Here is a 21772-nt window from a genome sequence, read left to right as displayed (position 1 = left end):
TTGCTATGATGCCCGCTTGCGCAAACCCCGACATTCACTCGGGCCGCCCGGCCCGCCACTCGTTCCAGGAACCGCCATGCCCATACTGAATATCCAGATCATGCAAGGCCACAGCGCCGAACAGAAAGCCAGCCTGCTCAACAATTGCTCGCAGGCCGTCGTGGACAGCATCGCCGCGCCGCTGCCCTCGATACGCATCGTGCTGGAAGAAGTGGCGCCCGCGCACGTGATCGTGGCGGGCGAACTGGGCAAACCCATGGCGCTGGTGCTGTCGCGCCTGATCGAAGGCCGCACGCCCGAGAAAAAGGCCGCGCTCATCGCCGCCTTGAGCAAGGCCGTGCATGCCAGCATCGGCATTTCAGAACAGGACATCCGCGTCATCATCAGCGATGTGCCGAAGTCCGACATGGGCGTGGCCGGCGGCATCACCGCGCTGGCCGCGGGGCGCTGAAGCTCCCGCCCGCACTATGGTTTGAATGCCTGGGTAGCCACGTCCAGGAAGTTGCGCACCGCCGCGCTTTCCGTGGAAGGCTTCCAGGCCAGTGAAATGCCGATCGAGGCGCTGGCGGGAAAGTCCGCCAGCTTCTTGTACACCACGTGCCGGCTGTTGAAGCGGCGCGATACCGATGGCACCAGCGCCACCCCGAAACCGGCCTCGACCAGGCTCAGCACCGTCTGCACCTGAATGGCTTCCTGCGTGACGCGCGGCATGAAGCCGCATAGCTGGCAGGCGTGGATGGCCGCGGTGCGCAGCCCGGGGGCGTCCAGGCCCGAATACAGAATGAACCCTTCGTCCGACAGGTCCTTGAGCCTGATGGTGGCGCGCTGAGCCAGCGGATTGTTCCGGGGCACCGCCAGCACGAAGGTCTCGGTAAATAACGTGGCCAGGCGCGTATTCGAACCGAACGCCACGGGCACGCGCACCACGCCGATGTCCAGCGCCTCTTCCTCGATGCTTTGCATGATGCGGATAGAGATCGCCTCGCGCAATTCCAGTTCGACCCCGGGGTACAGTGCATGAAATCGCGGCAGGATGCGCGGCAGCACCTCGTGCGTGGCCGAGCCCACGAAGCCGATGCGCAAAGTGCCCAGGTCGCCGGTGGACGCCGCGCGCGCGGCCTGGCGGAACTGCGCGGCATGGAACAACGCGCGCCGCGCCTCGGCCAGCGCGGCCTCGCCGCTTTCGGTCAGCTTCACGCCATCCTTTCCGCGCGTGAACAGCGTCACGCCCACCTCGGCTTCCAGCTTGCGGATGGACACCGACAGCGGCGGCTGCGCCATGTGCAACTTCTCGGCCGCGCGGCGAAAGTTCAGCGTTTCCGCCAGTGTCAGGAACTGCTGGATATGCTTGAAATCCATGATCGGCCCGTCTCCCCCTGGATGCCGGCCGGCCGCGCGTTGCAGGTTGCCGGCCGGCCGGGCATTGATACTGGATCAGTATCTATTTGTCCCCGCATCATATGGGAATAGTGCGGCTGGGTCGACCGGGCCGGTGGCGGGCTCAAGGCCGCGCGCCCGCCCTATTGCTTGGGAATGCCGGCGCGCTCGGCGGCGGCTGCCCACTTGCGGATCTCGGCGCGCTGGAATTCACCCAGTTCTTGCGGCCCCGCCGGAAAGGCTTCCCAACTGGTGCGCGCCAGGAACGCCTCGGCATCGTCGGTGCGGTAGATATCCACCAAGGTGCGGGACAGCTTCTCGATCACATCCGCCGGCGTCCTGGCGGGTGCGAAGGCCGCTGTCCAGTTCACCATGTAGTAGCCGTCGAAACCGGACTCCTGCAGCGTGGGGGTATCGGGCGCGCTGCGCAGGCGCTCATTGCCGGTGACCGCCAGCAGGCGCATTTTGCCGGCCTGTACGAAGGGAATCACGGCCCCGTAGTCGGCGAACACCAAATCTACCTGGCCGCCCGCCAGGTCGGCCAGCGCGGGCGCGGCCCCCTTGTAGGGCACGTGGGTAGCCTTGATATCGGCCATGGCAAGAAACAATTCAGTGGCGATCTGGTACGAAGCGCTGCCGCTGCCGTAGTTCAGCTTTCCGGGTGCGCGGCGCGCCGCGTCGACCAGGTCGGCAACCGTGCGATACGGCGAATCCGCTTGCACCGCCAATGCCATGGCGCCAAAGCCCAGGCGCGCAACGGGCGCGAAGTCCTGGACGGGATCGTAGGGCAGTTGCTTGAACATGGCGGCATTGGTTGCCACCGGCGAATTGCTGGCCAGCAACAGCGTATAGCCGTCCGGCTCCGCGCCGGCGGCGGCTTGCGCAGCAATGAAGCTGTTGCCGCCGGGCCGGTTTTCCACGGACACCGGAACCCCCAGCCGGGCTTCCATCTGCTGCGCCACGTAGCGTGCATTGCTGTCCGTGCCGCTGCCCGGCGGGAACGACACGATCAGGCGTATGGGTTTGTCGGGATAGGCGGCGTGTGCGGCGGGCAGCAGCAAGGCCGCGCACAATAACGCGGCAAGCCGGAAAAATCGGTTCATGTGTGTCTCCCTGAAGTTATGGCGCGCACCGCCAGGTGCGCGGCCCCCAGGGTAGGCAGGCGCCGCGGGTACGTCTAATACTGATTCTTTAGTTCTCAATACTGATTCGGTATCGCTGCGCCCGACGCCAGCATCGTGTCGCGAAGTTTCAGTACCGGCGCGCAAGAGGTGTCGCGATGCGACACCAGCGACAGCGCCAGCACATCGCGCGCCTCGGCGTCTGCCAGGTCCGCGAAGGCCACGTGCGGCGTCGAGTAGGCGCGGGTCACGCCCGGCACCAGCGCCACGCCCAGGCCGCTGGCCACCAGGCTGACCAGCGTCTGCACCTGGATGGCCTCCTGGCTGATGCGCGGCGAGAATCCCGCCTTGCGGCACAGCGCCTGGGCCACGCCATGCAGGCCCGGCACTTTGCCGGGGGCATACATGACGAAAGGTTCGGCCCGCACCTCCGCCAGGGCCACCGGCCGGCCGGCCAGCGCATGGCCCGCGGGCAGCGCCAGGATCAGGCTGTCGCGTTCCACTACCCAGGCCGACAGCGACGGGTCTTCGGCCAGCGGGCCGCGCACCAGGCCGGCATCCAGGTCGTTGGCGCGCAGCATTTCCGCCAGCCGCACGGTGCTGTCTTCGCGCAATTCCAGTTCGACATCGGGATAGCGGCGGCGGAATTCGGGCAGGCAGCGCGGCAGCAGCATGTAAGTGGCCGACCCGACGAACCCCAGGCGCAGCCGGCCCTGTTCGCCCAATGCCACGCGGCGGGCCGACTGGCGGGCCTGGTCCGCATGGAACAGGGCGCGCCGCGCATCGGCCATCAGGGCCGCCCCCGCGGGCGTCAGCGACACCCCCTTGGCGCCGCGTTCCAGCAGCAGCACGCCCACGCTGTGCTCCAGTTTCTGGATCGACACCGACAAGGCAGGCTGGGCGATGTGCAGGGCTTCGGCCGCGCGGCGGTAGCTGCCCAGTTCCGCGATGGTGACGAACTGGCGCATTTGCCGGAGATCCACAGTCATAACGAATTCCATATCACGCTATACCGACGCCATATTAGACGCTTATGCGCCGGGTGTTTAGGATGCAGCCATGACTTCCCCCCTATCTTCCGCAGGCGGCGCGCTGGCCGGGGTGCGCGTGCTGGACCTGACGTCCATCGTGTTCGGCCCCTATGCGTCGCAGATCCTGGCCGACTACGGCGCCGACGTGATCAAGGTCGAATCGCCGCAGGGCGACTCCACGCGCAACACCGGGCCACAGCAGGAACCGGGACTGTCGGCCATATTCCTGGGCATCAACCGCAACAAGCGCAGCATCGTGCTCGACCTGAAGCAGGCCGCGGCCCGCGATGCGTTGCTGGCCATGGTGGACGGCGCCGATGTGCTGATGCACAGCATGCGCCCCGCCAAGATGGCGCGCCTGGGGCTGGACCCGCAAACCCTGTGCGCACGCAATCCACGTCTGGTGTACGCGGGGCTGTACGGTTTTGGCGAGGGCGGCGCCTATGCGGGCCAGCCCGCTTATGACGACATCGTGCAGGGCTTGTCGGGCGTGGCGGACATCACGCAGCGTCAGGGCGGCACCGCTCGCTACCTGCCCACCATCGCGGCCGACAAGACCTGCGGCCTGGTGGCGGCGCACGCCATCCTGGCCGCCCTGTTCCAGCGCGAACGGACCGGCCAGGGCCAGCAACTGGAAGTGCCGATGTTCGAGGCGATGACATCGTACGTGCTGGTGGAACATTTCTACGGCCGCCATCTGCAGGACAGCCCCGGGCCGGCCGGCTACGCGCGCGTGCTGGCACCCTGGCGGCGCCCTTACCAGACCGCCGACGGGCTGCTGTGCATGATGCCGTACACCGACGGGCACTGGCAGCGATTTTTCACGGAAACCGGCCACGCCGAGCTGGCCGCGGATGCGCGCTACGCCGATATCGGCGCGCGCACCCGGCATATCGACGCGCTGTACGAACAGGTGGGCGCGATCATGGCGGGCCATGACAACGCCCATTGGCTGGCACTGTGCCGGCGCCTGGAAATTCCCGCCGCGCCCGTCAACCGCCTGGAAGACCTGGAACACGACCCACACCTGCGCAGCGTGGATTTCTTCGTTCCCCTGCAAAGCGCCGCCGGGCACCGCTACCGCTTTGCGCGCAGCCCGGTGCGCCTGCAGCGCTCGCATGTGGCGCCGGCCATGCCGCCGCGGCTGGGCGAACACACCTGCCAGTTGCTGGCGCAGGCCGGGCTGGACCCCAGCGCCATCGAGCAGTTGCTGGCCAGCGGCGCCGCGCTCGACCATGCCCACCAGATGACCCCACCCCCATCACAGGAGACACCATGACAGGACAAGACCAGGCCCCGCTGCTGGGCCAAGGCTTTTACTGGCAAGACCTGCGCGTCGGACAGCGCTTTCGCACGTTCCGGCGCACCGTTACCGAAACGGACATCGTCAATTTCATCAGCGTCACCGGCATGCTGGAAACCATTTTCATCGACACCACGTACGAACACGGCGCCATGCGCGGCCGGCCCGCGCCCGGCGGGCTGACCTACGGGCTGATCGAAGGCCTGCTGATGCAGGGCATGGTGCAGGGCACCGGATTGGCGCTGCTGGAAGTGCACAAGAAAATCCTGGCGCCCGTGGTGGCCGGCGATACCGTCTGGGCCGAGGTGGAGGTCACCGGCGTGCGGCCCACATCCAAACACAACCGCGCGGTGGTCGACTCGTCCATCGAGGTGCGCAACCAGCACGGCAACACCGTCATGACCTATACCGCCAGGCGCCTGCTGGCGGGCAGGCCCGAATAGCCGCGGCGGACAGGTCCCGCCGCACCCACAAAGCAACAACAACACAAGGAGACAACATGAACACCCATCTGAAGACCCTGGCGGCGCTGGCGCTTGCCGCGTGTTCCGCCATGGCGGTGCCGGCTCAGGCCGCCTGGCCGGAACGGCCCGTGACCGTCGTGGTGCCCTTCCCGCCCGGCGGCCCCACCGACCTGGTGGCGCGCGTGCTGGCCAAGCAATTGGCGGACCAGACCGGCCAGACCTTCGTGGTGGAAAACAAGGGCGGCGCGAACGGCAACATCGGCATGCAGCACGCCGCGGCCGCCAAGCCCGACGGCTACACCGTGCTGTACAACACATCGTCCATTGCACTCAGCCCCAACCTGTACCGCAACCTGCCGTTCGACCCGGTCAAGGATTTCACCGCGGTCTCATCCACCGCGGTGATCCCGCTGGTACTGCTGACACACCCTTCCGTGCCCGTGAAGAACGTGCAGGAATTCGTCGACTACGCGCGCGCCCATCCGGGCAAGCTGTCCTATGGTTCGGCGGGCGCGGGTAACGTCACCCACCTGGGCGCGCTGCTGTTGCTGCGCTCGGTGGATGTCGAGGCGGTGCACGTGCCCTATCGCGGCAGCGCCCCTGCCATGGCCGACCTGGTCGGCGGGCAGGTGCAGTTCATGACCAATACCCTGAATGACTCACTGGGCTTCGTGCGCGACGGCAAGCTGAAGGCCCTGGCCGTCAGCAGCAAGGCCCGCAGCCCGCAACTGCCCGACACTCCCACGCTGGCGGAAACGGTGGTGCCGGGCTTCGAAATGGGGGCCTGGCAAGGCATGGTGGTGCCCGCCGGCACGCCGCAGGCCATCGTGGATGAATTGAATGCGCAGATCCGCAAGGCGCTGCAATCGCCCGCGGTGCTGAAGCAGCTGGCGGCACAGGGCGCCCAGCCGCTGGGCGCCTCGCCCAAGGAATATGGCGACTACATACGCTCGGAAATCGCCCGCTGGCACGAAGTGGTCAAGGCCGCCAACGTGCGCCTGGACTGAACCCAAGGTAGCCGGCCTTGGGGTCTGGCTCCCGCAGGGTGCCTGACCCCGTCGGGTCGAGCCTGCGCACACATCGGTGTCTGACACCCCTGGCGGGGAGTCAGGCACCCGCGCATAAGCCCGGCCGCCCCTCAGGCGGCCGATTCGGCCTGCGGCGGCTGGGGCTGCGGCTCTTCCGTGCCCGGCTCGACGGACGCGGGCGTCACCAAGTCCACGACCTTCTTGCGCGACAGCATGCCGATGAACTCATCGTCTTCGCCGGTAACGGCCACCGGCTGGTCGCTGTGCACCAGGCGGGCCAGCACTTCATCCAGGCCCGCCGTGGCCGGCACGGAAGCCAGGTCTTCCACGAACGCGGACACGTCGCGCGCGCCGTCATCCACCGCGCGCTGCGCCACGTCTGCGGTCAGCACGCCGGCCAGCCGCTTGCCGTCGAGCACTGGCGCATACTCGAAATTCAGCGCCCGCATGCGGTCCAGCGCGTGCGCGGGCCGCGACCGCATGGTCAGCGTCAGGCGCGGCGGGTTGACCGCGTGCGCCGCATTCAGCACCTTGGTGCGGTTGACGTCCTGCAGGAAGGCCTGCACGTAATCGTTGGCCGGATTCAGCAGAATATCTTCCGGCGTGCCTTCCTGCACCAGTTCGCCGTCCTTCAGGATGGCGATCCGGTTGCCCAGGCGCAGCGCCTCGTCCAGGTCGTGCGTGATGAACACGATGGTCTTGTTCAGCTTGGCCTGCAGCTGCAGCAGGTGGTCCTGCATCTCGCGGCGGATCAACGGGTCCAGCGCCGAGAAGGCCTCATCCATCAGCAGGATTTCGGCGTCGGTCGCCAGCGCGCGCGCCAGGCCCACCCGCTGCTGCATGCCGCCGGAAAGCTGGTGCGGATACTGCGCCTCGAAACCGTTCAACCCCACCTGGTCCAGCCAGTGGCGCGCGCGCTGTTCGCGCTCGGCCTTGGGCATGCCCTGCACGGTCAGGCCATAGGCGGCATTTTCCAGCACGGTGCGGTGCGGAAACAGCCCGAAGCGCTGGAACACCATGCTCATTTTCTTCTGGCGGAAGTTCTCCAGTTCACGCTTGCCCAGGCTGACCACGTCCACGCCGTCCACCAGGATATGGCCCGAGCTGGGCTCGATCAGGCGGTTGAAGTGGCGGATCAGCGTCGACTTGCCCGAACCGGACAAGCCCATGATGACGTAGATGCTGCCTTCTTCGATCGACAGGCTGATGTCGCGCAGGCCCAGCGTGTGGCCGCTCTTGGCCAGCAGGTCTTCCTTGCTGATGCCTTCCTGCGCGGCGGGCAGCCACTTGGCCGAGTGCGGGCCGAAGACCTTGTAGATGTTCTTGACTTCGATCTTGCTCATCGATGGCCTCCTTTACGTACACGGTGCCCGTAGGATTGCGTAATGCGGTCGAACAGCACGGCCAGCACCACAATGCCCAGGCCGGCCAGCAGCCCGCGTCCCACTTCCAGGCGGTTGATGCCCAGCAGCACTTCATAGCCCAGGCCGCGCGCGCCGATCATCGAGGCGATCACCACCATGGACAGGGCCATCATGGTGGTCTGGTTGATGCCAGCCATGATGTTGGGCAGCGCCAGCGGCAGCTGCACGCCGAACAATTGCTGGCGCGGCGTGGCACCGAAGGCGCGCGAGGCTTCCAGCACTTCGCGGTCGACCAGGCGTATGCCCAGGTCGGTCAGGCGGATCAGCGGCGGCACCGCGTAGATCACCGTGGCGATGATGGCGGGAATCTTGCCCAGGCCGAACAACATCACCACCGGGATCAGGTACACGAAGCTGGGCATGGTCTGCATGATGTCCAGCAGCGGCAGCATGATGGACCGCAGCCAGTTGGCGCGCGCCATCAGTATCCCCAGCGGAATACCGATAATGACCGACAGCCCGGCCGCCATGATCATCAGGGCCAGCGTCTGCATGCCGGCGTCCCACAGGCCCAGCAGGCCAATGACGCACAGCAGCGCGCCCATGGCCACGCTCAGGCCGATGCGGCGGCTGACGCCCCAGGCAATGGCGATGGTAACCAGCACCACGATCCACCAGGGTGTGCTGCGCAGCAATTGCTCCAACCACACCAGCACGTGCAGGAACGGCCGCGACATGGCTTCCAGATTGTCGGCGTAGCGGGTGACCAATTGATCGACGAATCCGTCGATGGCGCCGCGCACGGCGCGCGGCGGAATAATTTCAGGGAACATAGGCAACTCCTTGCGAGTGTGCCGCGGGCGATGCGTCCGGACGGATGCCGGCCAGCCGCATTGCCCTGGACACGCAGGGCCCGCGCGACGCGGCAATGGCCGCGCGCGGGGATAAAACCGGGTCTACCGGCGCCGCGCCATGGCAACGGCGCGGCCGGCGGTATGGGTTTACAGCGCGCCCTGGACGCGCGTGGCGACCTCGGCGGGCACCCATTTGCTCCACACGTCGGACTTGTTCTTCAGGAACCATTCGGCGATGGCCGCCGAGTCGTCACCCGTTTCTTCCATGTGGGCCAGCGTTTCGTCCATGACGGGCAGCGGGACGGAAACCTTGGACAGGAACTCGGTCAGCTTGGGCGCCTGCTTCGAGAAATCGGTATTGACGGCGGTGAACACCGGGTTTTCCGGATAAGCGCTGGGTTGCGGATTCTCGCACTTGGGCGCGGTAAGGCACTTGTGCTTTTCCGCGTCGTAGGGCGGCAGTTCCAGCTTGACCAGGTCCATGGAGCCCACCAGGGGCGTGGGGTACCAGTAGTAGAACACCACATCCTGCTTGCGCTTGTAGGCGGAAGTCAGCGCGGCCTTCTGGGCGGCGCCCGTGCCCGGCGAGTACAGGGTGTAGGAATCGCCCAGCTTCAGGGAATGGAACAGATTGGTGCTGACGACTTCGCAGCCCCAGCCCGCCGGACAACCATAGAAGCGGCCCTTCGAGGGCTCTTCCGGATCCGTGAACTCATCCTTGAACTTGGGCAAGTCGGCGGCCGACTTCAGTTCCGGCAGGCGTTCGGCGGTGTAGCGGGGAATGAACCAGGCCTCGCCGCCCATGTAGATATCGCCGATGCGCTTCACTTTGCCGGATTTCTCGGCCTTTTCCCAAGGATCGGCCACGCTGTTCAGCCAGATCTCGGTGTTGATATCCAGGTCGCCACGCTCCAGCGCGGCCAGGGCGGGCAAGGTTTCCGTGGGTAGGGTATCGGTCTTGCAACCGTAGCCCTTCTCCATGATGAAACGCTCGACATCCACGAGCACCAGGTTGGATTCCCAGTTCATGCCGCCGAACTTGACCGGGCGGTCGAGTTCGCACTTGGGCGCATCGGCCGCCTGGGCGGCACCGGCAAACGCAAAAAATACCGCCGCGGCGGCCAGGGTCTTGATAGGGGTGAAACGCATTGGCTTTTGCCTCCATAGGTTCAGGGACACAACGCCAGCAGCAAAGGCTGCGTTGTGCCGTGGAGCTAAGGGGGGTGTGCGGAAGACGGGCAGAACCGCCAATACAAACCGACACTAGCAGCAAGACGCGCAACCGGTGGATGGCGGCGGTCTTGGTCAGACAGCAGCCTGCATATGGCCAAACAAAAAGCCACAAAACAGACTGACAGTGAATTGAACGAAACTGAATGAAGAAGGCAGCATCTTAGCCGATCTTGCCTTTACGGCCAAACGCAGCGAAGTATCATTTAGATACAAACAGGGCAAAAACACCTAGGGAAAGCACTGAGGACCAGAGCTGCAAGCCCCTGTTTGCGCAGTATTGCGCCGCAACATGATAAAGAAATATTTAGTTTCTTATAGTTTCCAACAGACCATATTTGCCCGGCACAGCCCCTGTCTGGCGCGGTGCCGGGCGCCTTCGGATACGTTAGCCGTCGGTGTACATATAAGTGCGCCGCCATGGGTAGGCCAGGTCGGCGGGGTTGTCCAGTTCATCGGAACGGCCCGTCGCCGGGCTGGCGCCCAGAATCTGGTGCAGGGCGATCCAGCCATGCTCGAACGCCATGGCGCAGCCGGCCAGGTACAGCCGGTATGCGCGCAGCGAACGTTCGCCCTGCTCGCCCCGCAGCACCCGGGCGGCCTCGTCCAGCCGGGCCTCCAGCGCATCGCTCCAGGCCCACAGGGTGCGGGCATAGTGCGGGCGCAGGTTCTCGACATCAACGGCTTCCAGGCCGCCGTTGGTCATGGCTTCCATGACGCTGCTGGCGTGGGTCAGTTCCCCCCCCGGGAAGATGTACTTCTCGATGAATTCGCCCATGCCGCTGCCCAGTTCGGCGTTGTACACGCCGGCGGCGGTAATGCCGTGGTTCATGATCAGGCCGCTGGGCTTGACCAGGCGGCGCAGCTTGGCAAAGTAGGCGGGCAGCTGCGCGCGCCCCACGTGTTCGAACATGCCCACCGAAGCCAGCTTGTCGAACGGCTGCGACTCATCCAGGTTGCGATAATCCTGCAGCTCCATGCGCACCCGGCCCGACAAGCCCTTTTCCTGGATCAGCTTGTTGACGTAGGCATGCTGGTTGCGCGACAGGGTAATGCCGGTGGCATCCACGCCATAATTTTCGGCGGCCCACAGCAGCAGCCCGCCCCAGCCCGCCCCCACGTCCAGGAAACGTTCGCCGGGCTGCAGGCGCAGCTTGCGGCATATGTGGTCCAGCTTGGCTTCTTGCGCCTGCGCCAGGGTCATGTCCGGCGTGCGGTAATACGCGCAGGAATACACCCGGCGCGGATCCAGCCACAGCGCGTAAAAATCATCGGACAGGTCATAGTGGAATTCGATCTGCTTGGCGTCGCGCTCTACCGAGTGGCGCCAGACCGAGATCACCTTGCGCACCAGGTCGGTCAGCCAGCCGCCGCGCGCGGCATCTACCGGAGACCCCGGCAGCAAGGCCGCGGCCGCCCGCATCACGTCGCGCATATTGCCTTGTATGTCGATGCGGCCCTCGACATAGTCCTGGCCCAGCACGCCCACGGCGCCTTCGGCCAGGTGCGCCAGCGCGGCCTTGTCGCGGGCCACGAAGCGCACTTGCGGATCGGCGGGGCCGACCACAGTTCCATCGGGCAGTTCCAACTGCACGGCAACCGGCAGGGACTGCAATTTGCGTTCCACCACAGACAGCAAAGGACTCACAGCTTCTCCCCGATACGAAAGAACCCGGCAACTTTATCGGAAAATGCCCGCTGGCTGAATGGCCAGCAGGCCGTGATACAGTCGTCGGCTTGCCCGCCGCTGCGGTCGCAGCCGGCGGCACGGATCCATCCCCTTCATTCATGCTACCGCAATCCTTGTCCCGCAGCCTGCCGGGCTGGCTCGTCCTGATGGGCGTGCTGACCGCCATCGGCCCATTTTCCATCGACATGTACCTGCCGGCGTTCCCGGCCATAGCCGCCGGCCTGGAAGTGCCGCGCGGCGACGTCGAGCGCACGCTGGCCGCATACTTGGTGGGCCTGGCCCTGGCCCAGGTCATCTACGGCCCGCTGGCCGACCGCTACGGACGCAAGAAGCCCATGCTGGCGGGGCTGGCACTGTATGCCGTGGCCTCGCTGGGCTGCGCCCTGGCCGGCAGCATCCAGATGCTGACCCTTTGCCGCGTGCTGCAGGCACTGGGCGGCGCCGCCGGCGTGGTCATCCCGCGCGCCGTCATCCGCGACCACTATGAAACGCAAGACGCGGCGCGCGCCATGTCGCTGCTGATGCTCATCATGGGACTGGCGCCCATTCTGGCGCCGCTGGCAGGCGGACAACTACTGGCCTACGTGGGCTGGCGCAGCCTGTTCTGGCTGATGACGGCGGGCTCGCTCGCCCTGATGGTCGCAACGGCGCTGATCATGAAGGAATCCCTGGCGCCCGAACGCGTGCAGCCGCTCAGCGCGGCCTCGATCGCCCGCAACTACGCGGCGCTGGTGCGCCACCGCGGCTTCATGGCGCACAGCCTGGCGGGCGGAATGGGCCAGGCCGGCATGTTCGCCTACATCGTCAGTTCGCCCCGCCTGTTCATCGAACTGTACGGAGTGGACCCGCAGCATTACGGACTGTTGTTTGGAGCCAACGCTGCCGGCCTGATCATCGGATCGCAGATCAGCGCCCGGCTACTGCGCAGCCACACGCCGCTGCAATTGCAGCGCGGCGCCCTGAACGCACTGGCCGTCGCCAGCCTGGCCGCCCTGGCGCTGGCTCTGGCGGGGCTGATGACGCTGCCGCTGCTGATGGCCTGCCTGGTGGGCTATATGTTCAGCCAAGGTTTCGTGAACCCGAATTCGGCCGCGCTGGCGCTGTCGGAACAGGGTTCGCGGCTGGGCGCGGCGTCGGCGCTGCTGGGTACGCTGCAGCTTTCCTGCGGCGCCATCGCCGGCATGGTGGTCAGTGTGTGGCAAAGCACCGGCCCGCTGCCGCTGGCCACGGTGCTGGCCATCTGCGCCTGCCTGTCCTGGGTGGCGGGGCACGTAGCGCGCGGGGCGGCTTGAGTTCTTGAGTCGCCTCGGCGGCCTCAACACACGGCCAGCTTGCGTTCACAACCCTTTCCGTACTAGAATAGCCAGCTTCGCATGAAGTTTTCCCGTGAGCGGCTACTATGCTTTGTACCGCCACTTTCGACCCCCACCCGTGTATAGGGCGGCAGGCAGCGGGTATAAGCACGGGCAGGCCTATAACACAGGCAGCCCATCCACCTGTCTTTCCTTCCCCATGCGCGGCCAGAATACTTAGAGGTAAAACATGGCACGCGTATGCCAAGTAACTGGCAAAGGCCCGATGACGGGCAACAACGTTTCGCACGCTAACAACAAAACCAAGCGTCGCTTCCTGCCCAACCTGCAATCGCGCCGGTTCTGGGTTGAAAGCGAAAACCGCTGGGTTCGCCTGCGTGTTTCCGCCAAGGCCATCCGCATCATCGACAAGAACGGTATCGACGCCGTGCTGGCCGACCTGCGTGCCCGTGGCGAACTGGCCTGATCCGGCCCTTCCTTACCGACATCTAGGAGCACGACATGGCCAAAGGTATCCGCGAAAAAATCAAGCTCGAGTCCACTGCTGGCACGGGCCACTTCTACACGACCACCAAGAACAAGCGCAACATGCCCGAGAAGATGCTGATCAAGAAGTTTGATCCCGTCGCTCGCAAGCACGTCGACTACAAAGAAACCAAGCTGAAGTAATCCAGCTGGTTTTAGTATAGTTATACGGCCCTGCATATCGCGGGGCCGTTTTTTTTGCCCGTTCCAAACCGCCCGACTTCCTGCCGCCCCTTTGCGGCCCATTCAAGCGCCCTGCCCGACCGCCATGTTCCAAACCCCTTCCCTGTTGCGCATCGCCGCGTTCGCCGCCATGCTGGCCATTCTGCCCCAGGCTCACGCCAGGCAGGACGCGCCCCCCATCCGGATAGGCGAAATCAACAGCTACAAGGCCATCCCCGCCTTCCTGGACCCGTACAAAAAAGGCTGGCAACTGGCGCTGGAACAAGTCAACGCCCAGGGGGGCGTGCTGGGCCGGCCGCTGCAGGTCATCTGGCGCGACGACAACGGCAACCCGGGCGACTCGGTGCGCGCCGCCCAGGAACTGCTGACGCGCGAAAAAGTCGACCTGCTGTTCGGCGGCTTTCTTTCCCACACCGGCCTGGCCCTGGCGGACTTCGCCAAACAGCGCAAGGTTTTCTTCCTGGCCGCCGAGCCGCTGACCGACAAGATCACCTGGCAGGACGGCAACCGCTATACCTACCGCCTGCGCCCGTCCACCTGGATGCACGTGGCCGCGCTGGCTCCCAAGGCCCTGGCGCTGCGCAAGAAACGCTGGGCATTGGTATACCCCAACTATGAATACGGCCAGTCCGCCGTGGCCACCTTCAAGGCCATGATGACCTCGTTCCAGCCCGACATCGAATTCGTGGCCGAACAGGCAGTGCCGCTGGGCAAGGTCGACGCCGGCGCGGTGGTCCAGGCCCTGGCCGACGCCAAACCCGACGCCATCTTCAACGTGCTGTTCGCCGCCGACCTGACCCGCTTCGTGCGCGAAGGCAACACCCGCGGGCTGTTCGAGAACCGTTCGGTGGTGTCCGTCCTGACCGGCGAGCCCGAATACCTGGAACCCCTGGGCGCCGACAGTCCCACCGGATGGATCGTGACCGGCTACCCCTGGTATGCCATCGATACTCCGGCCCACCAAGCCTTTGCCGACGCCTATCGCCAGCGCTACAACGAAACGCCGAAAGTCGGCTCGGTGGTGGGCTACGCCTCGCTGATGTCGCTGGCGGCGGGCATCAAGAAGGCAGGCGGCACCGACACCGAAAAACTGGTCGACGCCTTCGCAGGGCTGCCGGTGGACACCCCCTTCGGCCCCATCACTTATCGCGCGCTCGACCACCAGTCCACCATGGGCGTGTACGTGGGCGTAACGGCCGTGCAGGACGGCCAGGGCATCATGAAAGACTTCACCTATCTGGACGGCAGCCGCCTGCAGCCGCCCGACCAATACGTGCGCCAACTGCGTCCCGCGCCCTGATGAACCTGACCGGGCTGCTGCTGCAGCTGCTCAATGGGCTGGCCGAAGCCAGCGCGCTGTTCCTGGTGGCCGCCGGGCTGTCGCTGATCTTCGGCGTTACCCGCATCGTCAATTTCGCGCACGGGTCTTTCTACATGCTGGGGGTTTACCTGGCATGGACGTTCACGCAATGGCTGGGCGGCTCCGCGCTGGGCTACTGGCTGGCGCTGCCGCTGGCGGCGGCGGCCGTGGGCGTGCTGGGCGCCGCCATCGAAATGCTGGTGCTGCGGCGCATTTACCGCGCTCCCGAACTGTTCCAGTTGCTGGCCACCTTCGCGCTGGTGCTGATCATCGGCGATGCCGCCCTGGCCTTCTGGGGCCCCACTGACTTATTCGCCGCACGCGCGCCGGGGCTGGACGGCGCCGTCCAGATCCTGGGACGACGCTTTCCCGAATACGACCTGCTGCTGATCGCGCTGGGCCCCATCGTGCTGGGGCTGCTGTGGCTGTTGCTGATGCGCACCCGCTGGGGCCGGCTGCTGCGTGCCGCCGCCGAAAACCGCACCATGCTGGCTGCGCTGGGCGTCAACCAAGCCTGGCTGTTCACCTCGGCTTTCGCGCTGGGCGCCTTCCTGGCCGGGCTGGGCGGGGCCATGGCGGCGCCGCGCATACCCGCCACACTGGGCCTGGACCTGGAAATCATCGCCAGCGCGTTTGTCGTCGTCGTCGTGGGCGGCCTGGGATCCATCCCGGGTGCGTTCCTCGCGGCCTTGCTGATCTGCCTGGCCAAGGCCGTGTTTGTCTACGCCGGGCAAACGCAGATCGGCCCCTGGGCATTCAACCTGTCCAAGCTGACGCTGGTCGCGGAATTCGCCATCATGGCCCTGGTGCTGGTATTGCGCCCCTGGGGCCTGCTGGGCAAGCCCCCCGAGCCCTCCGGCGCCGCCGTTGCGACGGCACGGCCGCTGGCGCCGGCCTCGCGCCGGGTGCGCATCGCCTATGCCCTGTTGCTCCTGGCACTGCTGGCGCTGCCCCTGGCCGATGCCGCCTGGCCTTACCTGACGGTACTGTTTACCGAAATCCTGATCGCCGCGCTGTTCGCGGCCAGCCTGCATTTCCTGATCGGCCCGGCCGGCATGACGTCGTTCGGCCATGCCGCCTGGTTCGGCCTGGGTGCGTACGGATCCGCCCTGCTGCTGAAGCTGGCTTCGCTGCCCATGGAAGCGGCGCTGCTGGCGGGCCCCCTGGTGGCGGGCTTCGGCGCCCTGCTGTTCGGCTGGTTCTGCGTGCGATTGTCCGGCGTGTACCTGGCCATGCTGACCCTGGCCTGCGCCCAGATTCTCTGGGCCCTGGTCTACCAATGGGATGACGTCACCGGCGGCAGCAACGGGCTGATCGGCCTGTGGCCCTCGGATTGGCTGTCGAGTGCGCCGGCCTACTATTACGCCAGCCTGGCATTGTGCGTGGCGGGGGTCGTCTGGTTGCGGCGCCTGGTGTTCTCGCCACTGGGATACGCCTTGCGCGGCGCGCGCGATTCCACCCTGCGCGCCCAGGCCATCGGCATGAACGTACAGCGCGTGCAGTGGGCCGGCTTTACCGCAGCCGCCCTGGTGGCCGGGTTGGCGGGTTCGCTGTATGCCTACTCCAAGGGCAGCATCGCGCCCGATGTCCTGGGGGTGGGGCGTTCGGTGGATGGGCTGGTGATGGTGCTGTTGGGCGGCGTGCAGGCCCTGGTGGGCCCGCTTGCCGGCGCGGCCGCGTACACCTGGCTGCAGGATACAGCCGCCCGCCTCACCGAATATTGGCATGCGGCGCTGGGCCTGGCCATGCTGGCGCTGATCATGGCCCGGCCCGACGGGCTGGCCGGCCTGGCATGGCGCAGGGGGACAACCCGATGACCGCACCGCTGCTGCAGGTGCAGGGCCTGCGCAAATCATTTGGCGGCATCCATGCCTTGGACGATGTGTCGTTCACGCTGCAGGCGGGCCATATGCTGGCGCTGATCGGCCCCAACGGGGCGGGCAAGTCCACGTGCTTCAACGCGCTCAGCGGCCAGATGCGCCCGGACGCCGGCTCCGTCCGCTTCGACGGCCGTGAACTGGTCGGCCTGCCTCCCGAAAAAATCTGGCGCCATGGCGTGGGCCGCAGTTTCCAGACCGCCGCCACCTTCCGTTCGATGAGCGCGCAGGAAAATGTGCAGGTCGCCTTGCTCGCGCGCGACCGGAGGTTGTTCAACAGCTGGCGCCGCGCCGACCGTTACGGCGCCGACGAAGCCCTGGCCCTGCTGCGCCAGGTGGACATGGCCGACCAGGCTGGCCGCACCTGCGGCGAACTGGCTTATGGCGACATCAAGCGCGTGGAACTGGCCATGGCCCTGGCCCATGCGCCGCGCCTGCTGCTGATGGACGAGCCCACCGCCGGCATGGCCGCCAGCGAACGCCATGCCCTGATGCGCCTGGTGCGCGGCCTGGCCGACACGCGCGGCATGGCGGTGCTGTTCACCGAACACAGCCTGGACGTCGTATTCCAGCACGCCGACCGCATCGTGGTGCTGGTGCGCGGCCAGGTATTGGCGGAAGGGCCGCCCGCCGCCATTGCCGGGGACAGCGCGGTCAAGGCCGCCTACCTGGGCACCGAAGCGCCGCCCGGGTTATAGCGGGGCGGCCCGATCGTCCGCCCTGGCCGGCGGGACGCACTCGCCTTCCGTGGCGCTGTGCCCTTGCCCCGGTTGCCCCGCCGTTCCCAACGGCCCGCACTCGCGGAAAATGCGGGCGGTGCAGCCCGCGCAGATCTCCGGATCCAGCCGCGCATAAATGTCGGCAATGGCCGTGCGCTTGTCCGGAAAAATATGGTCTTCGCCCAGCCGGTCGACGAACCCCAGGCGGCGCCAGGTGCGCATCACCTCGGGACGGGGCCGGTGGAAATACAGATCGCCGCCGGCCTCGCGGCGTTTGAGCAGTTCGTCTTCCCATACCATGGCACCCGCATGGTCGATGAAGTTCATGCTCTTGGCCATGACCAGCAGGTGCCGGGGCGCGTCCGGCTGGGCGCGCAAGGCCTGCAGCCGGTCGGCCACATGCGCCACCGCGCCGAAATATACCGAGCCTTCCATGCGCATCAGTTTCAGTTGCGGACACTCCGGCAGCTCATCCGGGCGGCCCTCCAGCACTGCGAAATGGCGATCCGGATCCGTGGCGTCGAACCCCATGGTGCGCATGGCCGGATGCGAGGTGCGGTGCAGGTACACCATCAGCGACAGCAATGTGCCCAGCAGAATGGCGATTTCCATGCGGATGGTCACGGTGGCCACCAGGGTGGCGAAAGCAATGATGGCCTCGTTGCGCTGCACGCGCGCCACGAAGCGCCAGCGCGGCAGTTCCAGCAGGTTCCAGGCCACCAGCATCAGCAGGCCCGCGATCGCGGCGTGCGGAATCATGGCCAGCAGCGGCGCGCTGATCATTACCAGCGCGATCAGCAGCGCCGCGGCAAACACGGCCGCCAGGGGGGTGCGCGCCCCCGCCTCGTAGTTGGGAATCGACCGGTTCAGCGACCCACAGGACAAATACGAGGAAAAGAACCCGCCCACGATATTCGACAGGCCCTGCCCGATGAACTCGCGGTTGGCGTCGATAGCCTGCCCCGAACGCGCCGCCACGGCCTTGGCAATAGAAATGGACTGCGCCAAGGCCACGATGGACAGCGCGAAGGCCAGCGCCAGCAAGTCGGGCAATTTGCCCCAATCGATATCGGGCACGTGGAAAGGAGGCCAGGGCTGCGCCAGGGCGCCCAGCACGGAAATCGGCTGCCCCGCGGGTTCGAACACCCAGGCATTCAAACCCGCGGCCAGCGCCGTGCCGGCCGCCAGGCCCACCAGCATATGCGGCTTGCGGCGGTCCCAGCGGCGCATCAGCAGCGAGGCCGCGATGGTCGCCGCCGCCACCAGCAACGCCCCCCAATGCGTGTCGCCCAGGCCTTGCGCCACGTCCGCCAGCACGGCGCCGGCAGCATGCGCATGGATTTCCAGGCCCAGCGCATCCTTCAGCGCATGCACGGCAATCAACAGCGCCGCGCCGCTGGTGAAGCCGAACAGGGCCGATGGGGATATGAAATTCGCCAGCGAGCCCAGGCGCAGCATGCCCACCAGCCATTGCAGAATGCCCACCAGGATCGTGACGGCCAAGGCCATTTGTACATAGGCCGGGCTGCCCGCCGCGGCCAGTGGCACCAGCACCGCGTACAAGGCCAGCGAATTGGCGTTAGTCGGGCCCGACATGACGTGGCGGCTAGACCCGAACAGGGCCGCCACCACACAGGGGACAATGGCCGAATACAGGCCGTATTCGGGGGGCAAACCGGCCAGCGTGGCAAATGCCACGCCCTGCGGCAATACCAGCAGGGCTCCCAACAGGCCCGCCAAGGCATCCGCGCGCAAAGTCTGCGGCCCGATCTCGTGAACCCACGATCCGAATAATCTGCTGGCGGCCTTGCCCACTTGCTGCGTCGTCCCTGGTTGTCATTAGTATGCCGGGCTGCCGTGCGGGCCCGCACCATCGGCGCAACAGCGGCGCTCCGGCGGCGCGCTCTAGGGTAATCGCTGCCCAGGCCAAGCGCAAATGGTTCCGCCCGCACGCTTGCCATGCGAAACCGCGAATTCCAGCCGGGCAATAACCGGCTTTGCATCCGGGCAAAAAAGATAAATCGCCAATTGCATGGCAAGACGCCCCTGCCCGGCGCGTCTTTGCTGTAGAAGTTTGACATAATGTTAGTAAATCGCGCGTACTCGTCGGCCGACTACTCCTTGCGCGCGCCAACGGCCATTCATGAATACTTCGCCGCCTGCCGCGCCAGCAGTCACGCTTGCGAACTGCGATAGCGAACCCATCCACATCCCGGGCGCCATCCAGCCGCACGGCGCCCTGCTGGCGTTCGACGCCGGGCTTGGCCTGCGCTATGCCAGCGCCAATGCCGCGGTAGCACTGGGAATGGCATTGCCGCTGGACGGCTCCTGCACGCCCGCCGACCTGCCGCCGAACCTGGCCGACGGGCTCGCCTTCCACCCCGCCGACCCCGACCCCGCGCCCGAGTCCTTCGTGGCCACGCTGCATGGGATGCGCTACGACGTCATCACACACCGCAATGACCACGGCTACCGTATCGTTGAACTCGAGCGCTGCCAGGACGACCCGGCCGCGCTGAACTCCGCCCTGAACCGCGTTTACCGCAGCGCCGAACCGCTGCGGCGCCAGCGCACGGTCGAGGGACTGCTGGCCATGGCGGTGCGCGAAGTGCGCCAGGCCACCGGATTCGACCGCGTCATGGCCTATCGATTCCACCCGGACGACAGCGGCGAAATCGTCTGCGAGGCGCGCCGCGCCGACCTGGAAAATTGGGAGGGCCGCCGCTACCCCGCCGCCGACATTCCCGTCCAGGCGCGGCGCCTGTACATCATCAACACCCTGCGCCTGATCGCCGACGCCACCTACACTCCGGTGCCTTTGCTGGCCAGCCAGCCGGCGGGCGAACCTCTGGACCTCAGCCACAGTGTGCTGCGCAGCGTCTCGCCCGTGCACCTGGAATACATGGCCAATATGGGGGTGCGGGCCTCAATGAGCCTGTCCCTGGTCATCGACGGCCGGCTATGGGGCATGATCGCCTGCCATCACCTGGCCCCCCGCCATGTGCCCTATAGCGTGCGCATGGCCTGCGAAATACTCACCCAGGTACTGTCGGCCTCCATCGCCAGTTGCGAAGGCGCCCACCGAGCCACCACGGCCTCGCGCAACGCGGCGCTGGTCAGCCGCCTGGGCAGCCGCGCCACTTCCCAGGAAAACATGCATTCCGCCCTGGCGGCCGGGCCCGAAACACCGGCCGAACTGCTGCCCGCCGACGCGGCCCTATGTCTCTGGAGCAACAGCGTTACGGTATTCAGCGGCATCGCCCCGCGCGGCACGCTTACCGGCATTCTGGCAACGCTCGACCAGACAGGCCAGCGGCTGGTGCACACGCAATCCATCCTGCAAGACTTCCCCAACCTGCATACCGATCTGGTCCCTTATGCGGGGCTGCTGGCCTGCAAGTTCGATCCGCTGAATAACGGCTGGCTGGTCTGGCTGCGCAAAGAACAGATGGAAACCGTGGTCTGGGGCGGCAAGCCCGAAAAACAGTACACCGTCGGCGCGATGGGTGTCCGCCTGACGCCGCGCGGCTCGTTCGACGCCTGGCGCGAAGTCGTGCGCGACACCAGCACACCGTGGCTTGCCGCCGAAATCGAAGCGGCGGACAACCTGCGCGACGAGCTTTCCCACATCGCCACCACGCGCGCGGTCGATATCGACCGGGCCCGCACCGCGCTGCTGGCCATGCTGGGACACGACCTGCGCGACCCGCTGCAATCCATTTCCATGGCGGCCACCCTGCTGTCGCGCACCGATAGCGGCGCCAAGATGGGCGAACGCATCCGCTCGTCCAGCGGCCGCATGCAACGGCTGATTTCGCAAGTGCTCGACCTGTCGCGCCTGCAGAGCGGGCTGGGCCTGGGTGTCACCCTCAAGGAAATCGACCTCGCCGCCTTGGCCCGCGACCTGATCGACGAAAAACGCCAGGCGTATCCGGGCCTGCAGATCGATGCGGCATTCGACCCCGATCTGCGCGTGCAGGCTGATATCGATCGCATCGCACAGGTCCTGACCAACCTGCTCAGCAATGCGCGGCATCACGGCACGCCGCGCTACCCCATCAGCGTCGAGGCGCGCCGCACCGGCGGCCGGGTGACCGTCAGGGTCGTCAACCATGGCCAGCCCATCCCCGAAGAAGTCATGCCTCACCTGTTCATGCCGTTCAAGCCGGAATCGGTGGGCCAGGCCCGCAACCGCAGCGGCCTGGGGCTGGGACTGTACATTGCCGACCAGATCGTGGCCGAGCACGGCGGCACGCTCTGCGTACACTGCGCCGACGGCCTGGTGGCGTTCACCTTCACTATTCCCACCGGCACGGCCGGCTAATCCACAGGA

19 protein-coding genes are annotated in these 21772 nt (G+C 66.3%); 11 read left to right on the top strand and 8 right to left on the bottom strand.

What is annotated here, in order from left to right:
- The first annotated feature begins 76 nt into the window (after positions 1 to 76).
- Positions 77 to 451, top strand: a complete 375-nt coding sequence (locus LPZ50_RS02235) for a tautomerase family protein (RefSeq protein ID WP_230657057.1) — start codon at positions 77 to 79, stop codon at positions 449 to 451.
- A gap of 14 nt (positions 452 to 465) precedes the next feature.
- Here LPZ50_RS02235 and LPZ50_RS02230 read toward each other — a convergent pair whose 3' ends face one another.
- The 3 genes from LPZ50_RS02230 to LPZ50_RS02220 form a co-directional block, all read right to left on the bottom strand.
- A complete protein-coding gene (locus tag LPZ50_RS02230) occupies positions 466 to 1359 on the bottom strand; it encodes a LysR family transcriptional regulator (protein ID WP_230657054.1) in 894 nt (297 codons plus the stop codon).
- A gap of 161 nt (positions 1360 to 1520) precedes the next feature.
- Complete coding sequence (locus LPZ50_RS02225; protein WP_230657052.1) at positions 1521 to 2480, bottom strand: Bug family tripartite tricarboxylate transporter substrate binding protein; 960 nt, start codon at positions 2478 to 2480, stop codon at positions 1521 to 1523.
- Between the two features lie 95 nt (positions 2481 to 2575).
- Positions 2576 to 3487, bottom strand: a complete 912-nt coding sequence (locus tag LPZ50_RS02220; RefSeq protein ID WP_230657050.1) for a LysR family transcriptional regulator — start codon at positions 3485 to 3487, stop codon at positions 2576 to 2578.
- 70 nt (positions 3488 to 3557) lie between these two features.
- Here LPZ50_RS02220 and LPZ50_RS02215 point away from each other — a divergent pair, with 70 nt between their 5' ends.
- From LPZ50_RS02215 to LPZ50_RS02205, 3 genes are read left to right on the top strand one after another with little or no spacing between them, the layout of a single operon-like run.
- A complete protein-coding gene (locus LPZ50_RS02215; protein WP_230657048.1) occupies positions 3558 to 4808 on the top strand; it encodes a CaiB/BaiF CoA transferase family protein in 1251 nt (416 codons plus the stop codon).
- Positions 4805 to 5275, top strand: coding sequence for a MaoC family dehydratase (locus tag LPZ50_RS02210; protein WP_230657046.1), 471 nt, complete (start codon positions 4805 to 4807; stop codon positions 5273 to 5275). Before LPZ50_RS02215 ends, LPZ50_RS02210 begins: the two co-directional genes overlap by 4 nt.
- A gap of 56 nt (positions 5276 to 5331) precedes the next feature.
- Positions 5332 to 6303, top strand: coding sequence for a Bug family tripartite tricarboxylate transporter substrate binding protein (locus LPZ50_RS02205; RefSeq protein WP_230657044.1), 972 nt, complete (start codon positions 5332 to 5334; stop codon positions 6301 to 6303).
- Between the two features lie 131 nt (positions 6304 to 6434).
- On the opposite strand, the gene LPZ50_RS02200 is transcribed toward LPZ50_RS02205, so the two are convergent.
- From LPZ50_RS02200 to LPZ50_RS02185, 4 genes are all read right to left on the bottom strand, one after another.
- Positions 6435 to 7667, bottom strand: coding sequence for a quaternary amine ABC transporter ATP-binding protein (locus LPZ50_RS02200; RefSeq protein ID WP_230657042.1), 1233 nt, complete (start codon positions 7665 to 7667; stop codon positions 6435 to 6437).
- A complete protein-coding gene (locus LPZ50_RS02195; protein WP_230657040.1) occupies positions 7664 to 8521 on the bottom strand; it encodes an ABC transporter permease in 858 nt (285 codons plus the stop codon). The genes LPZ50_RS02200 and LPZ50_RS02195 overlap by 4 nt, the downstream gene beginning before the upstream one ends.
- A gap of 168 nt (positions 8522 to 8689) precedes the next feature.
- Entirely contained in the window at positions 8690 to 9691 is a 1002-nt protein-coding gene (locus LPZ50_RS02190) for an ABC transporter substrate-binding protein (RefSeq protein WP_230657037.1), read from the bottom strand.
- Positions 9692 to 10160: 469 nt separating this feature from the next.
- Complete coding sequence (locus LPZ50_RS02185) at positions 10161 to 11420, bottom strand: class I SAM-dependent methyltransferase (RefSeq protein ID WP_230657036.1); 1260 nt, start codon at positions 11418 to 11420, stop codon at positions 10161 to 10163.
- A 140-nt stretch (positions 11421 to 11560) separates the two neighbouring features.
- Here LPZ50_RS02185 and LPZ50_RS02180 point away from each other — a divergent pair, with 140 nt between their 5' ends.
- The 6 genes from LPZ50_RS02180 (at position 11561) to LPZ50_RS02155 (ending at position 17418) form a co-directional block, all read left to right on the top strand.
- The gene (locus LPZ50_RS02180) at positions 11561 to 12754 is read left to right on the top strand and encodes a multidrug effflux MFS transporter (RefSeq protein WP_230657034.1); all 1194 of its coding nucleotides are present in this window, start codon (positions 11561 to 11563) and stop codon (positions 12752 to 12754) included.
- 250 nt (positions 12755 to 13004) lie between these two features.
- Positions 13005 to 13241 (top strand): 50S ribosomal protein L28, encoded by a 237-nt coding sequence (gene rpmB / locus LPZ50_RS02175; RefSeq protein WP_012250213.1) that lies wholly within the window; start codon positions 13005 to 13007, stop codon positions 13239 to 13241.
- Between the two features lie 35 nt (positions 13242 to 13276).
- Positions 13277 to 13444 (top strand): 50S ribosomal protein L33, encoded by a 168-nt coding sequence (gene rpmG / locus LPZ50_RS02170; protein WP_003810296.1) that lies wholly within the window; start codon positions 13277 to 13279, stop codon positions 13442 to 13444.
- Positions 13445 to 13568: 124 nt separating this feature from the next.
- Positions 13569 to 14783, top strand: coding sequence for an ABC transporter substrate-binding protein (locus LPZ50_RS02165; RefSeq protein ID WP_419195554.1), 1215 nt, complete (start codon positions 13569 to 13571; stop codon positions 14781 to 14783).
- Positions 14783 to 16660 carry an ABC transporter permease gene (locus LPZ50_RS02160; protein WP_230657032.1) on the top strand — a complete coding sequence of 626 codons (1878 nt, stop codon included), beginning with the start codon at positions 14783 to 14785 and terminating at the stop codon, positions 16658 to 16660. Before LPZ50_RS02165 ends, LPZ50_RS02160 begins: the two co-directional genes overlap by 1 nt.
- Entirely contained in the window at positions 16657 to 17418 is a 762-nt protein-coding gene (locus LPZ50_RS02155) for an ABC transporter ATP-binding protein (RefSeq protein ID WP_230657030.1), read from the top strand. The genes LPZ50_RS02160 and LPZ50_RS02155 overlap by 4 nt, the downstream gene beginning before the upstream one ends.
- On the opposite strand, the gene LPZ50_RS02150 is transcribed toward LPZ50_RS02155, so the two are convergent.
- On the bottom strand, positions 17413 to 19254 hold the full coding sequence (locus tag LPZ50_RS02150; protein WP_230657028.1) for a SulP family inorganic anion transporter: 1842 nt from the start codon (positions 19252 to 19254) through the stop codon (positions 17413 to 17415). The two genes, LPZ50_RS02155 and LPZ50_RS02150, sit on opposite strands and share 6 nt — an antisense overlap.
- 328 nt (positions 19255 to 19582) lie before the next feature.
- Here LPZ50_RS02150 and LPZ50_RS02145 point away from each other — a divergent pair, with 328 nt between their 5' ends.
- Positions 19583 to 21763, top strand: coding sequence for an ATP-binding protein (locus LPZ50_RS02145; RefSeq protein ID WP_230657026.1), 2181 nt, complete (start codon positions 19583 to 19585; stop codon positions 21761 to 21763).
- Positions 21764 to 21772 lie beyond the last annotated feature (9 nt).

Source organism: Bordetella petrii, assembly GCF_020991325.1.
Lineage (GTDB): Bacteria > Pseudomonadota > Gammaproteobacteria > Burkholderiales > Burkholderiaceae_B > Bordetella_A > Bordetella_A petrii_E.
This window is presented reverse-complemented; position numbering and strand designations above follow the sequence as displayed.

Bases quoted from the DNA above. Each gene is read 5' to 3' on its own strand.
- LPZ50_RS02155 (WP_230657030.1), top strand. From the start codon at position 16,657: ATGACCGCACCGCTGCTGCAGGTGCAGGGCCTGCGCAAATCATTTGGC.
- LPZ50_RS02205 (WP_230657044.1), top strand. From the start codon at position 5,332: ATGAACACCCATCTGAAGACCCTGGCGGCGCTGGCGCTTGCCGCGTGT.
- LPZ50_RS02230 (WP_230657054.1), bottom strand. From the start codon at position 1,359: ATGGATTTCAAGCATATCCAGCAGTTCCTGACACTGGCGGAAACGCTG.
- LPZ50_RS02200 (WP_230657042.1), bottom strand. From the start codon at position 7,667: ATGAGCAAGATCGAAGTCAAGAACATCTACAAGGTCTTCGGCCCGCAC.
- LPZ50_RS02235 (WP_230657057.1), top strand. From the start codon at position 77: ATGCCCATACTGAATATCCAGATCATGCAAGGCCACAGCGCCGAACAG.
- LPZ50_RS02210 (WP_230657046.1), top strand. From the start codon at position 4,805: ATGACAGGACAAGACCAGGCCCCGCTGCTGGGCCAAGGCTTTTACTGG.
- LPZ50_RS02215 (WP_230657048.1), top strand. From the start codon at position 3,558: ATGACTTCCCCCCTATCTTCCGCAGGCGGCGCGCTGGCCGGGGTGCGC.
- LPZ50_RS02180 (WP_230657034.1), top strand. From the start codon at position 11,561: ATGCTACCGCAATCCTTGTCCCGCAGCCTGCCGGGCTGGCTCGTCCTG.
- LPZ50_RS02165 (WP_419195554.1), top strand. From the start codon at position 13,569: ATGTTCCAAACCCCTTCCCTGTTGCGCATCGCCGCGTTCGCCGCCATG.
- LPZ50_RS02220 (WP_230657050.1), bottom strand. From the start codon at position 3,487: ATGACTGTGGATCTCCGGCAAATGCGCCAGTTCGTCACCATCGCGGAA.
- rpmG (WP_003810296.1), top strand. From the start codon at position 13,277: ATGGCCAAAGGTATCCGCGAAAAAATCAAGCTCGAGTCCACTGCTGGC.
- LPZ50_RS02160 (WP_230657032.1), top strand. From the start codon at position 14,783: ATGAACCTGACCGGGCTGCTGCTGCAGCTGCTCAATGGGCTGGCCGAA.
- LPZ50_RS02195 (WP_230657040.1), bottom strand. From the start codon at position 8,521: ATGTTCCCTGAAATTATTCCGCCGCGCGCCGTGCGCGGCGCCATCGAC.
- LPZ50_RS02225 (WP_230657052.1), bottom strand. From the start codon at position 2,480: ATGAACCGATTTTTCCGGCTTGCCGCGTTATTGTGCGCGGCCTTGCTG.
- rpmB (WP_012250213.1), top strand. From the start codon at position 13,005: ATGGCACGCGTATGCCAAGTAACTGGCAAAGGCCCGATGACGGGCAAC.
- LPZ50_RS02190 (WP_230657037.1), bottom strand. From the start codon at position 9,691: ATGCGTTTCACCCCTATCAAGACCCTGGCCGCCGCGGCGGTATTTTTT.
- LPZ50_RS02145 (WP_230657026.1), top strand. From the start codon at position 19,583: ATGAATACTTCGCCGCCTGCCGCGCCAGCAGTCACGCTTGCGAACTGC.